Origin of the sequence: Photorhabdus caribbeanensis, assembly GCF_018448885.1 — a bacterium.
Taxonomy (GTDB): domain Bacteria; phylum Pseudomonadota; class Gammaproteobacteria; order Enterobacterales; family Enterobacteriaceae; genus Photorhabdus; species Photorhabdus caribbeanensis.
This window is the reverse complement of the sequence record NZ_RCWB01000022.1, coordinates 73780-89715: the sequence shown is the minus strand read 5'-3', so window position 1 is coordinate 89715 and position 15936 is coordinate 73780. Positions and strand designations below refer to the sequence as shown.

Genomic DNA, 15936 nt, shown 5'->3' with positions numbered 1-15936 from the left:
GGTCTTGTGAGTGCCCACACAGATTGTCTGATTAATTGTTAAAGAGCAGGCTGAATTAAAATTTCATATTCTCGTTCAGCCGGGCTGCGTATACTACGCTTTTCGCCCGCAGAGTCAAGCGCTTATTGCCGCTTTCTCTGCCCGACCACACAATGTTTATCAGCGTTGTGTCGGTCAGTGGTGGCGCATTATAGGGAGTTCTTTGACGCTGGCAAGCATTTATTGAAAAAAAACTTTCATTCGCAGATTTTTTCAACAAATCGATGATATAAAGAACAAAAAACTTACTTTTTGATGCTTTTAATTGCTTTAGGTAAGTCTGCAAGACTATTTATTATCAAATCAGCCGCTTGTTCAGCTTCAGTGTTAACGGGTTTACCTGTGCGAACTAATACTTTAGTGCCAATTTTTGCCAACGCCGCGGCTTGCATATCTTCAATTTTGTCACCAATCATAAAAGAAGCCGTCATATCGATGCCAAGCTCCCTCTGCGCATCCAGCAACATACCCGGCTGCGGTTTACGGCAGTCACAACTCTTCTTATATTGCTCTTTAGTTGCATCTAGGTGATGAGGGCAATAATAGATGCCATCCAAATCCACACCTCGGTCTGCTAGCGACCAATCCATCCATTCCGTCAGTTGCAAAAACTGCTCTTCATCGAAAATGCCACGGGCAATACCTGACTGGTTTGTAACTAATACCAGTGCATACCCCATCTTTTTCAATTCAATCATGGCTTCAATAACACCATCGATAAATTGAAAATCATCTATTTCATGTACATAACCATGATCGATATTTATTGTTCCGTCACGATCTAAAAATACGGCAGGAATACCTTGTGTCACCCGATTGCTCCAAGAATGTAAGAAGTTCTCAGTATCGCACGATTTAACCATGAATGAGAATGCAGCAATTAATTTATTCACAGTTGACTTAGACGTCTAGACACCTTAACATCCGATTCAACGGGTGGTTTGCTTTCTTAAAAATGTTCAAGCTATCAATTTTCAAAATTTTTATAAAAATAAATAAGAATAAAAATGATAAAACTGTCTCATATCAATAAAATATTCCAACAGGGTGCCCGTTCTATTAACGCGCTTTCAGATATCAGCCTGCATGTTCCGCAAGGGCAAATTTACGGTGTCATTGGCTCATCCGGCGCAGGTAAAAGTACACTGATTCGCTGTGTAAATATGCTTGAGCGTCCAACTTCCGGGCAAGTACTGGTTGATGGTCAGGATTTAACTATCTTATCTGATAGTGATTTAACCCGTGCACGTCGTCGGATTGGCATGATTTTCCAGCACTTCAATTTGCTGTCTTCAAGAACAGTGTTTGGCAATATAGCTTTACCTTTGGAACTGGATAACGTTCCAAAAGCCGAAATCAAAAAGCGAGTAGACGAGTTATTGGAGCTTGTTGGTCTTGCAGATAAGCATGATGCTTATCCAGCAAATCTCTCTGGCGGGCAGAAGCAACGCGTTGCTATTGCTCGTGCTCTGGCTAATTCACCTAAAGTACTTTTATGTGATGAAGCAACCAGCGCTTTGGATCCTGCAACAACGCGTTCTATTCTAGAGTTATTGAAAGATATTAATCGCCGTCTGGGACTGACCATTCTGTTAATCACACATGAAATGGATGTCGTCAAGCGTATTTGTGACCAAGTAGCGGTTATTAGTGGTGGGCAACTGATTGAACAAGACATTGTTAGTGAAGTGTTCTCTCATCCCAAGACACCTATCGCTCAGGCATTTATTCAGTCAACTTTGCATCTGGATATCCCTGAAGATTATGTACAAAAAATGCAAAGCCACCCAGCACCAGATCTTAGTCCATTATTGAAATTAGAGTTCACCGGTCAGTCTGTAGATGCCCCACTGATTTCAATGGCTGTACGTCGTTTTGATATTGATATGAATATATTAAGTTCTCAAATCGACTATGCCGGCGGCGTAAAATTTGGTGTGATGTTAGCTGAATTACACGGTGAAAATGGCGGCGTTGAATCAACGATTAAGTTTTTACAAGATCATCATGTGAAAGTAGAGGTTCTCGGTTATGTCTGAAGGAATGATTTTATTACTGGCTAAAGGCGTCTGGGAAACTCTAGTAATGACTTTTGTTTCTGGTTTCTTTGGCTTCATTATCGGGTTGCCAATAGGTGTATTGTTATATGTCACCCGTCCCGGTCAAATTATGGAAAATAGCAAACTCTATCGTTTTCTTTCAGCGATAGTTAATATTTTCCGTTCTATTCCATTTATTATTTTGCTGGTGTGGATGATTCCTTTTACCAGGCTAATTGTGGGAACATCGATCGGTTTACAGGCTGCCATTGTCCCATTAACCATAGGTGCTGCGCCATTTATTGCTCGTATGGTGGAAAATGCTTTATTAGAAATTCCATCGGGACTAATTGAAGCCGCTAGAGCAATGGGAGCAACCCCATTCCAGATTATAAAGAAAATTCTGTTACCTGAAGCATTACCTGGTTTGCTCAATGCAGCCACAATTACCCTCATTACTTTAGTCGGTTATTCTGCGATGGGAGGTGCTGTAGGTGCAGGTGGATTAGGTCAGATTGGCTACCAATACGGTTATATCGGCTATAATGCAACAGTAATGAATACCGTATTAGTATTACTGGTTATTTTAGTTTATTTAATTCAATTAAGTGGTGATCGTTTAGTCAAGGCCACAACACATAAATAATAAGATCATTTTAATAGCAGTACCTGTATCGGTATTCATAAATCAGTATTCTATAGGGGTAAAGTATGTCTGTTAAATTAAGAACAATCGCAACTATCAGCGCTCTTTTAGGCTCATTAATTTTGGCGGGTTGTGGGCAAGAGAAACAAGATCCAAACCATATTAAAGTCGGTGTTATCGTTGGTGCAGAGCAGGAAGTTGCTGAAATTGCGAAAAAAGTCGCTAAAGACAAATATGGCCTTGATGTAGAGCTAGTGACTTTTAATGATTTTGTACTACCAAACGAAGCGCTAAGTAAAGGTGATATTGATCTGAATGCATACCAGCACAAACCTTATATGGATCAGCAAATCAAAGATCGCGGTTATAAGATGGTCATAGTCGGCAACTCTTTTGTTTATCCAATTGCGGGTTATTCCAAAAAAATTAAATCCCTAGATGAATTACAGGATGGTTCCCAAATCGCGTTACCAAACGATCCGACGAACTTAGGCCGTTCTTTATTACTGTTACAGAAACAAGGTTTAATTAAGCTGAAAGACGGCATAGGTTTATTGCCAACAGTTCTAGACATTGTTGAAAACCCTAAGAATCTAAAACTAGTCGAACTGGAAGCTCCACAATTACCACGTTCACTGGATGATCAAAAAATTGCTCTGGCAATCATCAATACGACATATGCAAGCCAGATTGGCCTGACTCCAGCAAAAGATGGTTTATTCGTCGAAGATAAAGATTCTCCATATGTAAACCTACTGGTTAGTCGAGAAGATAATAAAGATGCTGAAAACGTTAAGAAATTCGTTAAGGCATATCAATCCGACGAAGTTGATGCAGCTGCCAATAAGATCTTTAATGGTGGTGCAGTGAAAGGTTGGTAATCTTTCATATTACGTTCATCGATATTAGAATAATCAGGCGGACAGTTTGTCCGCCTGATTTATTATGGCATCATGTTTTCGGTATTATTTGTTAACCTGATCTACTCGCTTAACTCTAACAGTAAAAATTCGAGGATCTATAATGCGTAGGCTACTTGCCTCTTTGTTAGCACTGTCCATAACAGGATGTTCAATGCAACAAACAACATTTACTGACTCTTCCCAGTTATCAGATACGAGACTCACAAAACTATCAACTGGCGAAAAAAAACATTTCTCTTCATCCGTAAAGTTATATACCAAGAGTGAAGAATTATTAGGTAACTCATTCAAAGACTTAGGAATTGTTTCTGGTCAATCATGTCGTAGTTCCTTACAGGATCCACCAGCGAATATCACCGTGGCTCGCAACCAGATGATAACCAAAGCAGCTTATTTGGATGCTAACGCTGTTTTATTGCATCAATGCGAAATATTATCAGGCCAAGGATGCTACCAGATAGCAATATGTGAAGGTTCAGCCCTGCTGATCACCCAATGACCGATTTCCATTTCACGAAGATAGGGGTTATCCACTCCCCTTATAAAGAAAAATTTGCCGTTCCCCGCCAACCAGGTCTTATTGATGATGGAGGTGGGAAACTGGTGCTTCTTCCTCCCTATAATCAGCCGGACGCAGTTCGTGGTCTGGAACAATTTAGCCATCTGTGGGTTATTTTTATCTTCCATCAAACAATAGAAGGCGGCTGGAAGCCAATGGTGCGTCCTCCTCGTTTAGGTGGCAATGCAAAGATGGGCGTATTCGCAACCCGTTCGACTTTTCGGCCAAACCCAATTGGTATGTCTCTGATTGAACTTAAAGGGATCGAATACAAGAAAGGTCAAGTTATTCTGGAACTGGGTAGCCTGGATTTAGTTGATGGTACGCCTGTTATTGATATTAAGCCTTATTTACCTTTTGCTGAATGTCAGCCACGTGCAGTGGCAGGTTTTGCACAACAAGCCCCTTCTACTGATATGGAAGTGATATTTTCACCTACCGCTGAGCAACAACTCGTTTCAGTTCAAGATATCTATCCGAATTTACGCCGTTTTATCAGTCAAGTTTTGGCCCAAGATCCTCGCCCTGCTTACCGGAGAAAAGAACAGGAAAATCGGGAATATGCAGCTCATCTACTAGATTTCAATGTGCGCTGGAGAATCTGTGACACATTAACCGAAGTGGTCTCCATAGATCCCCATTAAAAATCAGCATATACCCTTTTGGCATCTTAAACTCACTGGTAGACTAAAGGCTTATTTTCATTTTTTTATTGGCTGGCAAATTTCTGCCAGTCAGAAGCAATTTGCTGCTCTAATGGAACCTAACAATGCGTACTAGCCAATATCTGCTCTCTACATTAAAAGAGACGCCTGCCGATGCGGAAGTTGTCAGCCATAAGCTGATGCTGCGTGCGGGCATGATCCGTAAACTCGCCTCAGGTCTGTATAATTGGATGCCTACAGGTATCCGTGTACTCAAAAAAGTCGAAAAAATTGTTCGAGAAGAGATGAACAATACCGGAGCGATTGAAATATCTATGCCCGTCGTACAGCCGGCAGATCTATGGCAAGAAAGTGGTCGCTGGGAACAATACGGTCCAGAGTTACTGCGTTTTGTTGACAGAGGCGATCGTCCTTTTGTACTAGGTCCAACTCATGAAGAGGTCATCACTGATCTGATCCGCAATGAAGTCAGCTCATATAAGCAATTACCACTGACTTTATTCCAGATTCAGACTAAATTTCGCGATGAAGTTCGCCCTCGTTTTGGCGTGATGCGCTCCCGTGAATTCCTAATGAAAGATGCTTACTCTTTCCATGCTACCCAAGCATCATTACAAGAAACTTACGACAACATGTACGAAGCCTACAGCAAAATTTTTACCCGCATAGGTTTGGATTTTCGTGCTGTCCTGGCAGACACCGGTTCCATCGGTGGTAGTGCTTCCCATGAATTTCAGGTTCTGGCAGCCAGTGGAGAAGATGATATCGTTTTCTCCACTGAATCCAATTACGCAGCTAATATTGAATTAGCCGAAGCTGTTGCCCCCGATCATGATCGCGCAGCACCAACAGAAGAAATGCATCTGGTCGATACTCCAAACGCAAAAACAATTGCTGAACTGGTTGAGCAATTCAATCTGCCAATTGAGAAAACGGTTAAGACCCTGATGGTTCACGCAGCAGCAGACGCAGGTCATAAATTGATTGCTTTACTGGTTCGCGGCGATCACGAACTTAATGGAATCAAAGCAGAGAAATTATCTTTAGTTGCCAGCCCACTGACTTTTGCTACTGAAGAAGAGATTCGCTCAATTATTGGTGCAGGCCCAGGGTCATTGGGACCTGTCAATCTGCCAATACCTGTTATTATCGATCGCAGTGTGGCAGTGATGAGTGACTTTGGCGCAGGTGCCAATATCGATGACAAACACTATTTCGGTATCAACTGGGAGCGTGATCTGCCGCTACCAGAAATTGCTGATATCCGTAATGTTGTTGAAGGTGATGCCAGCCCAGATGGTAAAGGGACATTACTCATCAAACGTGGTATTGAAGTTGGCCATATCTTCCAACTTGGCACCAAATATTCTGATGCCATGAAAGCGACAGTTCAAGGCGAAGACGGTCACAATCAGATAGTCACTATGGGCTGTTATGGTATTGGTGTTACTCGTATTGTCGCCGCAGCGATTGAACAAAATCACGATGACCGCGGTATCATCTGGCCTGATGCAATTGCACCATTCCAAGTTGCTATTTTGCCAATGAATATGCACAAGTCATACCGTGTTAAAGAAGTTGCAGAGAAACTGTATGCTGATCTACGCGCTAGCGGCATTGATGTTATTTTTGATGATCGCAAGGAACGCCCAGGCGTGATGTTTGCCGATATGGAGCTTATCGGTGTACCACACACTATCGTTATTGGTGATCGTAATCTTGATAATGGCGAAGTAGAATATAAACATCGTCGCGGTGATGAAAAACAGATGCTGAAACTAGACGATATTGTTGATTATCTGAAGCAACAACTTGGTTGTTAATTAGGATTATTTCAGTAACTTATTAGATAATATGGTGATAATGGTCATGTCACAACAGAGCATTTTACGCTTCTTAGCCCATTATCACCATGTATGCTGAATGAAGCTAAAATTATTTCTTCATATTACAAGATTTCGATTTATCGAAATGGATTTTGCCTGTCTGAATCAGGGCAGGATCAAATTGTCCATCTTCCATTGAAGGACGAACGCTATAATAGCCTTCGACTTCAACATAAACCGGCGTTCCACCTTCCACACCGACTTGATGATAGCCTTGCTCCAAATCCAGACTTTCCGTTACAGCATACCGCTTACCCGTACTACAATCTGTAAACAAAGCAGCATCAGCCATATAACTGTATTCACCCGCCAGTTTCTTCGGTTTTACCCGTTGCAGTTCATAATTGAATGATGATTCAATTTTGTTGCCTTCAATATCGAGCATTACCAAGTTTTCACCTTTCGGCAGATAATAAGATTTCTGGTCATCTGATTTTGTCAGGCGAATTTTCTCTCCATCTTTTGCCCATAGACCAGATTCAAAGAATGACTGGTCCCCATCACGAGCACCAAGATAAGTTTGCTCCAGAATATAAGTACCGTCATTATCCAATAACAGTGTGGTATCAATACCAGAACAATCAGCGCAAGGAAGAGTACCATGAAAAGTCTGATCTACTGGCTGTGAACTCGTTTGCTGTACTGAGTTACCTTTACATCCCATCAAAGCAGATACGCCCACTGCAACTAACGCTGTCAAAAGTTTTTTATTCACATTTATCTCCACACGGTATAATGAGCTCTATAATTCTCATCTTATAAGTAACACAAGGAACATAGCTGATTATTCAAGCCTAATAGCGTAAGTGCTGTCCTTCTTAAGGATGTTACCCAATAATAGTAAAATAACGTAGGCTGATTTTAATACTTTTGTCAGGAACTTGCTGTGAAATAAGACTTTTATTTATTTACTGTTCAGAATGAATAACCAAAGTTATTCATTAATCACGATTGATTTCCTGTGCTATAGTCATTAACAGTGCTTTTGAGTTACAATTTTTAACAACCACGGGCGGCAATAACCGCCACTAACCATAGTGGTGAGCGAATATGTCTATAAATACTGAATATCAACCAATTAACTGTGACGACTACGACAATCTTGAGTCAACTTGCCAACATCAGCTCCATCTCCACATAAAGTTGCGGGGCGGGGAAGTTATTGAAGGAAAAGCCTGTGATTTGGTTTTAAGAAAAAAAGTTGAATACTTGATAATTGAAACAGAAGGTAAACCCCGTGAATTGCGGTTAGATCATATTGCCAGTTTCAGTCACCCTAAAATTGGCACTATTACTATTGAACACTCTGAATCTTGATAGAAAACAGCCGCCTTTGGCGGCTTAACTTTTTATTTTAATAGCGTTTTATGCCAGTTAATTGTTAACATCTCTCTTCCTTCTACCGCTTCACTTTCCTTGGTGACAAAAACACCTAACGCCGCTATCAATTGTTCGTTGTAATAAAGCAATGGAATTCGCTCTCTAAGCCACGGAGCAACCCCAAGTTCTTGCCACAATTTTTTACTATGCCGGGAGTGTTGACGCCCCACAATACTTATCATTCCTTGGACACCAAAGCGAATAGTCACTCGTTCATTATCAGCCGGGGCCCTTACTTGAATACCGTAATCAGCAATATTCAATTCTCCTAAGCGATCCGGTAATACCAAAGTATTGCAAATATCCCACTCAAGAATAGTCTCTCTCAAAGATTGCCATTGAGGAACCAACCAGAGTTTCTGCTTATAACGGCGTACATCATATTTACCAAATTGTAGCCGAGGCTCAGCATCAGTACGAGCAAGAGCCACCTCATACCAAAGCCGGTTAAGCTGCTCTCGTGAAGGCATTTTCATCTCATGATAACCAAACCAGCGGCGTAACAAAGCATTTCGTTTGGCTTCTGAACATACAGCCAAAGACGGAATACCCAAAGCACCATCTTGAGTTATCAGCTCTTTCAGAGACTCATTCAGTAATTCATCTAGAAGCTGCTCTTGTTCACCACATAAACTTGCACTACGAGCAACAGATTGAGAGAAATGCGGCCAACGTTGATTCAGTAACGGCATGATATGTAAGCGCAGAAAATTTCTGTCATAACGATCATCTTGATTACTGTCGTCTTCAATCCAATTCAGACGATGTTTACTGGCATACAGTTCCAATTCATTCCGACTATAGTCAAGTAACGGACGTAATAATAATGTACCAGCAAATACAGCGATTGAAGGCATAGAAGCAAGACCTGCCGGACCACTACCTCGCTTTAATGCCAGTAAAAAAGTCTCCGCCTGATCATCAAGATGTTGAGCTGTTACCAAAACTTCATCTTTTTGTAATTCACGCTTGAATACCTGATATCGAGCATCGCGAGCCGCAGCCTCAATCCCCTTTTGACGAGCATCTATCGTGACTCTTGCAGAATGAAACTCCACTTGCCAGTCATCACAAATCTGCTGGCAATGCTCAACCCATTGATCTGCTTTTAAGTTTAAACCGTGGTGAACATGCACTGCTCTTAGTTGAATCTCCTGATTATGTTGATTACGCCAATTAACCAGCAAATGAAGCAAAACAGAGGAATCTAACCCACCACTGAATCCAACCAGAATTTTCTTATATTCACCAAGCTGTTTAGCCAAAGTGACAAATAGTCGCTCATTAATGTTTGTCATTACAGATTCAAGCGTTCTCTAATGTGCAATAATATGAATTAATTCGTTATCGCCTATTTTATTCAGTTTAAGATAACTGCCCGTTAATAACGCTTTCCGTCACTTTCATTAAAAATACAAAATAAATAAATCAGAAACAGTAAGGGATGGAAATAGCTGAAATCTATCAGTTACAATTATTTCCATCCCTAATCCAAACGATGAACTCAGATATCAACAATAACCATATTGCATTAAGCGCTGATATCGACGGTCGATTAACTCTTCAGATGTCAGATGATCAAGTTCTGCCAGATCAACCAACAACTGAGCTTTCAACGACGCGGATATTGCTTCATAGTCACGATGAGCGCCACCTAATGGCTCTGAGATCACAGTATCTATCAATTCCAATTCTTTCAAACGAGGGGCGATAATCCCCATAGCTTCTGCCGCCAAAGGTGCTTTTTCCGCGCTTTTCCACAAAATTGAGGCACAACCTTCTGGGGAGATAACAGAATAAGTACTATATTGCAGCATATTCACTTTATCCCCAACACCAATCGCCAATGCGCCACCAGAGCCACCTTCACCAATTACGGTACAAATAACAGGCACAGACAGTCGGGACATTTCACGCAAGTTGCGAGCAATCGCCTCAGATTGACCACGCTCTTCTGCACCAACCCCTGGATATGCACCAGGAGTATCAATGAAAGTAATAATTGGCAGTTTAAAGCGCTCTGCCATTTCCATCAGGCGCAAAGCCTTACGATATCCTTCCGGCGCCGGCATACCGAAATTACGGCGAATTTTTTCTTTGGTTTCACGGCCTTTTTGATGACCAATAACCATCACTGGACGCCCATCAAGACGAGCCAAACCACCAACAATTGCTTTGTCATCAGCATAAGCGCGATCACCCGCAAGCTCTTCAAAATCAGTAAAAATATGCTGAATATAGTCCAACGTATACGGACGACGTGGATGACGGGCAAGCTGAGCAACTTGCCAGGCACCTAAATCTGAAAAGATTTTACGAGTCAACTCCAGACTTTTTTCTCGCAAACGTTGTACTTCTTCATCCAGATTTATATCTAATTTTTCACCTTGACGGCTAACTGCGGTTAGCGAATCAATTTTCGCTTCCAGCTCGGCAATCGGCTGTTCAAATTCAAGAAAATTCAGACTCATAACATTCCTATTTTAGTCAAATTCTAATTCTACCTGCTCATTACCCAGCAGAGTTCGCAAATCTGTCAGAAGGTTATCCGTTGGCGTTACCCTCCACGTCGCGCCAAATCTTAAACGGGCGCGGGCGTCTTCCCTCTGGTAATAAAGATGAACTGGTATCGTTCCTGAACGATGTGGTTCCAATGCACTACGAAGACGGTTCAACAATTGATCATCAATTTGCCTGTCTGACAGCGAGATAGCAAGCCCACGCGCATATTTTTCACGCGCTTCACTAATATCCATTAATTCACGAGCTGTCATTTTAAGACCGCCATTGAAGTCATCAAAGCTGACCTGCCCTGTAGCAATTAATATCCGGTCTTGTTCTAACAAATGCCGATATTTCTCCAAAGCATCGGAAAACAACATAACTTCTAGACGTCCTGAACGGTCATCTAGGGTACAAATACCAATCCGGTTACCCCGTTTGGTTATAATCACCTTGGACGCTAACACCAACCCTATCACAGTCGTTACCTGACCGCGTGGTGTTGGATTCACATCTTTTAACCTCAATCCATTAGTATAGCGCTCAATTTCTTTTAAATAACGGGTAATAGGATGCCCAGTTAAATAGAGACCCAACGTTTCCCGTTCACCGTCAAGAACAATCTGTTCCGCCCATTGAGGAATATTGGCATAAGAGCGTTCCACTTCTTCTGGCTCTTCCGCTAATACACCAAACATATCAGTCTGACCAGTAGCTTCTGCTTTAGCATGTTGGTCTGCCGCTTTTAGGGCATCTTCCAGTGTAGACATCAGTGCTGCACGGTGCGGCCCCAAACGATCAAATGCCCCTGACATGATCAGTTTTTCCATCACTCGGCGATTTAACTTCTTGATGTCAACACGGGCACATAAATCAAACAGTTCTCTAAAATAACCACCTTTCTGACGAGCTTCGATGATCGCTTCAATCGGCCCTTCACCTACCCCTTTAATTGCACCAATACCATATACGATTTCCCCGTCATCATTAACGTGGAAATGATACAAGCCACTATTAATATCAGGTGGTAAGATTTTCAGCCCCATGCGCCAGCATTCATCAATCAAACCAACAACTTTTTCTGTATTATCCATATCAGCAGTCATTACCGCAGCCATGAATTCAGCCGGGTAATGTGCTTTCAGCCATAAGGTCTGATAAGAAACCAAGGCATACGCAGCAGAGTGAGATTTGTTAAATCCGTAACCGGCAAACTTCTCTACCAGGTCAAAGATTTTCATTGCCAGTTGGCCATCAATACCCAGTTTTTTTGCGCCTTCTTCAAAGACAGAACGCTGTTTAGCCATCTCCTCCGGCTTTTTCTTGCCCATCGCTCGTCGGAGCATATCTGCACCACCGAGAGTATATCCCGCCAGTACTTGAGCAATCTGCATCACTTGTTCTTGGTAAAGGATAATGCCGTAAGTTGGCTCTAACACTGGCTGTAAAGATTCATGCTGCCACTGTATATCCGGATATGAGATCTCTTCCCTGCCGTGCTTGCGGTCAATGAAGTTATCTACCATGCCTGATTGCAAAGGACCCGGACGGAATAAAGCAACAAGCGCGATCATATCTTCGAAGCAGTCGGGACGCAGACGTTTAATCAGATCCTTCATACCACGGGATTCAAGCTGAAATACCGCTGTTGTTTCAGCGCGTTGCAGCATATCAAAGCTTTTAGCGTCGTTCAGCGGAATGGCTGCAATATCAATCGGCTCTAGACCTTTCTTCGCTCTACGCGCGTTGATCATCTCTAATGCCCAGTTGATAATGGTCAGTGTCCTCAGCCCGAGGAAGTCAAATTTCACCAACCCTGCATATTCCACGTCGTTTTTATCAAACTGAGTAACCGGGTTCAAACCTTCCGGGTCACAATAGAGAGGCGAGAAATCGGTGATCTTAGTTGGGGCGATAACTACCCCGCCCGCGTGTTTTCCGGCATTACGAGTGACACCTTCCAATTTACGCGCCATATCTATCAGCGCCTTAACTTCCTCATCCGCTTCATAGATTTCAGGAAGTTGAGGCTCCGCGGCAAATGCTTTATCCAACGTCATACCAGGATCAAGCGGTATTAATTTGGAAATCCTATCAACAAATCCGTATGGATGCCCTAGCACTCGGCCAACATCCCGGATTACCGCTTTCGCTGCCATTGTACCGAATGTGATGATCTGAGATACGGCGTCACGACCATATATATCAGCCACATGCTCAATCACCAAATCACGTTTTTCCATACAGAAATCAACGTCAAAATCGGGCATAGAAACACGTTCAGGGTTTAGGAATCGTTCAAATAGCAGATCAAATTCCAAAGGATCGAGATCGGTTATTTTCAGGGCATAAGCCACCAAAGAACCTGCACCCGAACCACGTCCAGGGCCTACAGGAACACCATTGTCTTTCGACCACTGAATGAATTCCATCACGATCAGAAAGTAGCCAGGGAACCCCATCTGGTTGATAACCCGAAGTTCAACATCGAGTCTCTCATCATATTCAGGACGTTTTTCTGCACGTACTTTAGGATCCGGATAGAGAAATGCCAAGCGTTCTTCCAACCCTTGTTTAGATCTATCTATCAGATAATCTTCAGTACTCATTTCTCCCGTAGGGAATTGCGGCAAGAAATATTCACCAAGGCGAATAGTGACATTACAGCGCTTAGCAATTTCTACACTGTTTTCCAGCGCTTCAGGAATATCAGCGAATAGCTCACACATTTCCTGTTCACTACGCAGATATTGCTGAGGACTGTAATTTTTCGGGCGTTTGGGGTCAGCCAAAGTATAGCCATCATGAATCGCTACGCGAATCTCATGTGCATCAAAATCTTCGCTATCAATGAAACGAACATCATTAGTTGCAACGACAGGCAAGTTTTTTTCTGTTGCCAATGCAACCGCTGCATGCAGATAACTTTCTTCATCTGCACGCCCTGTGCGGATCAACTCCAAATAATAACAGCCGGGAAAATGCTCCTGATAAAACTCAAGGCATTGGTCCACCATAACCTGATTACCACGTAGCAGGAATTTCCCCACATCTCCCATACGGCCACCAGAGAGTAAGATTAGACCTTCTTTATGGTTTATCAGCCATTCTAGTTTAATTGTCGGACCAATCGCACCATATCCCTTCTGATAAGCCTCTGATATCAGCAACGTCAGGTTATGATAACCGGTATTATTGCGCGCAAGAATGGTGAGGCTAGCGTACTCATCACCAAGCAGTTCACTTTCTACATAAAAATCAGCACCAATAATTGGTTTTATTCCTGCTCCATGAGCGCTGCCGTAAAATCTCACCAACCCACACAAATTGGTAAAATCAGTGATCGCAAAAGCCGGCATACCTAACTGCGCAACCTTTTTCACTAAAGGGCTGGTTTTGGCTAAGCCATCAATCATTGAATAGTCGCTGTGAACACGTAAGTGCACAAAACGGGGTTCGGCCATATATTTATCCAGATGATATCAATTTGAAGAATAGCGGTATTCAGTCAACCAGTTTACTTAAAAGCCAATCGCTCTCTTAACTGGCGCAAAGCTTTTACGATGATGTTCTGTCGCCCCCAACTGAGCCAACTTTTCTAAATGAAATGCGGTCGGGTACCCTTTATGCTTAGCAAATCCATATTCGGGAAACAGTTGATCAAGTTCAGCCATTTCCCGGTCTCTGGTAACTTTCGCCACGATAGAAGCGGCACTGATTTCAGCAACCAGTCCATCGCCTTTTATCACTGCTTGCGCCGGCATGGGTAATTTAGGGCAACGATTACCATCAATCAGCACATACTCAGGAGAAATAGGCAAATTAGCCACAGCCCTCTGCATCGCAAGCATAGTTGCATGCAGGATATTCAATTGATCAATTTCTGCCGGTTCTGCATGCCCTAAACTCCAGCACAATGCTTTTTCTGTGATCTCCAGATACAGAGCCTCACGGCGTTTTTCACTAAGTTTTTTAGAATCAGCCAAACCAACTATCGGCCGTAACGGATCTAAAATCACAGCGGCAGTCACAACAGCCCCCACTAATGGACCTCGACCAACTTCATCAACCCCAGCAATCAGACTCGCCTGAGGATATATAAATTCCATCATTTTCCTGCCAATTCCAGCACGGCTTGTGCTGCTTGTTCGTCAGCATTACAACGAATGCTTTCATGCAAATGTAAAAATGTCTGTTTCAATACTTCAACTTTTTCATTGCCTTGTAGTAACGGCAATAATTCATCTGCAAGTTTTTGCGGCTGACATTCTTCCTGCAATAATTCTTTAACTAACTCTTCACCGGATAATAAGTTAGGTAATGAAACATAAGGCGTTTTTACCAAGCGTTTTGCCAACCAGAAAGTCAATGGCTTCATCCGATAACCAACCACCATTGGACATTTTGCCAGCATACATTCCAAGGCAGCGGTGCCAGAGGCCAAAAGCGCGGCATCACTTGCGATCATGATTTCTCGCGCCTTGCCATCCACAAGATGAACATTCAGCTCCGGCGCAACTTCTTGCTTAATGCGCTCAAATTGCTCACGCCGTTTAGCATTCACCAACGGCACAAATAGATGCAGATCAGATATGCTTTGCTGCAATAACTGAGCAGTTTTAAGAAAATCCGCACTCAGCATCTCAACCTCAGAATGGCGACTCCCCGGCAATAAAGCCAAGCAAACAGCCTCTGGCGGAATACCTAATAGTTCACGCGCCGCTGCTTTATTTGGTTGCAATGGCATGGCATCCGCCATCGTATGCCCAATAAACCGGCATGGAACATTAAACTTATCGTAAAACGCTTTTTCAAAAGGTAAGAAAGCCAGGACCATATCTGTGGCTTTACCAATTTTGAAAACTCGTTTCTGCCGCCAAGCCCATACCGACGGACTGACATAATGAATGGTGCGGATGCCCTGCTGTTTTAACCGACCTTCCAAGGTAATATTGAAATCTGGCGCATCAATGCCTACAAACACATCAGGTTTCAATTCAGTGAAACGGGTTGTGAGATCCTTACGTATTTTCAACAAACGAGGCAAACGTCCGAGAACTTCGACAATCCCCATTACTGCCAGCTCCTCCATTTCATACCAGGCTTCACAACCTTCAGCCTGCATAAGAGGACCTGCCACACCAACAAAACGGGCATTAGGCACTTTCGCTTTTAAAGCACGAATTAAACCTGCACCAAGGATATCACCGGAGGTTTCTCCGGCGATTAATCCAATAGTCAACGGACGCACACTATCAATAGAAGAAATGGTAGCCAAAGGAGTATCCTTCATCTAC

Annotated in this window: 14 protein-coding genes; 7 read left to right on the top strand and 7 right to left on the bottom strand. The window is 42.7% G+C overall.

The window, feature by feature from the left end; all coding sequences use genetic code 11:
* Positions 1 to 284: 284 nt before the first annotated feature.
* Positions 285 to 851: a D-glycero-beta-D-manno-heptose 1,7-bisphosphate 7-phosphatase gene (gene gmhB, locus EAE90_RS15280; RefSeq protein ID WP_214054180.1), complete on the bottom strand. Its 567-nt coding sequence runs from the start codon at positions 849 to 851 to the stop codon at positions 285 to 287.
* A 195-nt stretch (positions 852 to 1046) separates the two neighbouring features.
* Between gmhB and metN the strand changes: the two genes are divergently transcribed.
* The 6 genes from metN to proS all read left to right on the top strand — a co-directional run bounded on the left by metN (position 1047) and on the right by proS (position 6694).
* Positions 1047 to 2078: a methionine ABC transporter ATP-binding protein MetN gene (gene metN / locus EAE90_RS15275; protein WP_214054179.1), complete on the top strand. Its 1032-nt coding sequence runs from the start codon at positions 1047 to 1049 to the stop codon at positions 2076 to 2078.
* Positions 2071 to 2724 carry a methionine ABC transporter permease MetI gene (locus tag EAE90_RS15270; RefSeq protein ID WP_036781212.1) on the top strand — a complete coding sequence of 218 codons (654 nt, stop codon included), beginning with the start codon at positions 2071 to 2073 and terminating at the stop codon, positions 2722 to 2724. Before metN ends, EAE90_RS15270 begins: the two co-directional genes overlap by 8 nt.
* A gap of 65 nt (positions 2725 to 2789) precedes the next feature.
* Complete coding sequence (locus EAE90_RS15265) at positions 2790 to 3605, top strand: MetQ/NlpA family lipoprotein (protein ID WP_214054178.1); 816 nt, start codon at positions 2790 to 2792, stop codon at positions 3603 to 3605.
* 193 nt (positions 3606 to 3798) lie between these two features.
* Positions 3799 to 4146 (top strand): Rcs stress response system protein RcsF, encoded by a 348-nt coding sequence (rcsF, locus tag EAE90_RS15260; RefSeq protein ID WP_281422352.1) that lies wholly within the window; start codon positions 3799 to 3801, stop codon positions 4144 to 4146.
* Positions 4143 to 4850 carry a tRNA (N6-threonylcarbamoyladenosine(37)-N6)-methyltransferase TrmO gene (tsaA, locus tag EAE90_RS15255; protein WP_214054176.1) on the top strand — a complete coding sequence of 236 codons (708 nt, stop codon included), beginning with the start codon at positions 4143 to 4145 and terminating at the stop codon, positions 4848 to 4850. The genes rcsF and tsaA overlap by 4 nt, the downstream gene beginning before the upstream one ends.
* 125 nt (positions 4851 to 4975) lie before the next feature.
* Complete coding sequence (proS, locus tag EAE90_RS15250) at positions 4976 to 6694, top strand: proline--tRNA ligase (RefSeq protein WP_214054175.1); 1719 nt, start codon at positions 4976 to 4978, stop codon at positions 6692 to 6694.
* 112 nt (positions 6695 to 6806) lie between these two features.
* On the opposite strand, the gene nlpE is transcribed toward proS, so the two are convergent.
* Positions 6807 to 7472, bottom strand: a complete 666-nt coding sequence (gene nlpE / locus EAE90_RS15245; protein ID WP_214054174.1) for an envelope stress response activation lipoprotein NlpE — start codon at positions 7470 to 7472, stop codon at positions 6807 to 6809.
* Between the two features lie 335 nt (positions 7473 to 7807).
* Between nlpE and rof the strand changes: the two genes are divergently transcribed.
* Positions 7808 to 8074 (top strand): Rho-binding antiterminator, encoded by a 267-nt coding sequence (rof, locus tag EAE90_RS15240; protein WP_036781226.1) that lies wholly within the window; start codon positions 7808 to 7810, stop codon positions 8072 to 8074.
* A gap of 32 nt (positions 8075 to 8106) precedes the next feature.
* On the opposite strand, the gene tilS is transcribed toward rof, so the two are convergent.
* The 5 genes from tilS to lpxB all read right to left on the bottom strand — a co-directional run bounded on the left by tilS (position 8107) and on the right by lpxB (position 15932).
* Entirely contained in the window at positions 8107 to 9435 is a 1329-nt protein-coding gene (gene tilS, locus EAE90_RS15235) for a tRNA lysidine(34) synthetase TilS (RefSeq protein WP_214054173.1), read from the bottom strand.
* A gap of 213 nt (positions 9436 to 9648) precedes the next feature.
* Positions 9649 to 10608 carry an acetyl-CoA carboxylase carboxyl transferase subunit alpha gene (gene accA, locus EAE90_RS15230; protein ID WP_214054172.1) on the bottom strand — a complete coding sequence of 320 codons (960 nt, stop codon included), beginning with the start codon at positions 10606 to 10608 and terminating at the stop codon, positions 9649 to 9651.
* A gap of 12 nt (positions 10609 to 10620) precedes the next feature.
* Positions 10621 to 14103, bottom strand: a complete 3483-nt coding sequence (gene dnaE, locus EAE90_RS15225; protein WP_214054171.1) for a DNA polymerase III subunit alpha — start codon at positions 14101 to 14103, stop codon at positions 10621 to 10623.
* Between the two features lie 57 nt (positions 14104 to 14160).
* Positions 14161 to 14751, bottom strand: a complete 591-nt coding sequence (gene rnhB / locus EAE90_RS15220) for a ribonuclease HII (RefSeq protein ID WP_214054170.1) — start codon at positions 14749 to 14751, stop codon at positions 14161 to 14163.
* Entirely contained in the window at positions 14748 to 15932 is a 1185-nt protein-coding gene (gene lpxB / locus EAE90_RS15215) for a lipid-A-disaccharide synthase (RefSeq protein ID WP_214054169.1), read from the bottom strand. The genes rnhB and lpxB overlap by 4 nt, the downstream gene beginning before the upstream one ends.
* Between the last annotated feature and the right edge of the window lie 4 nt (positions 15933 to 15936).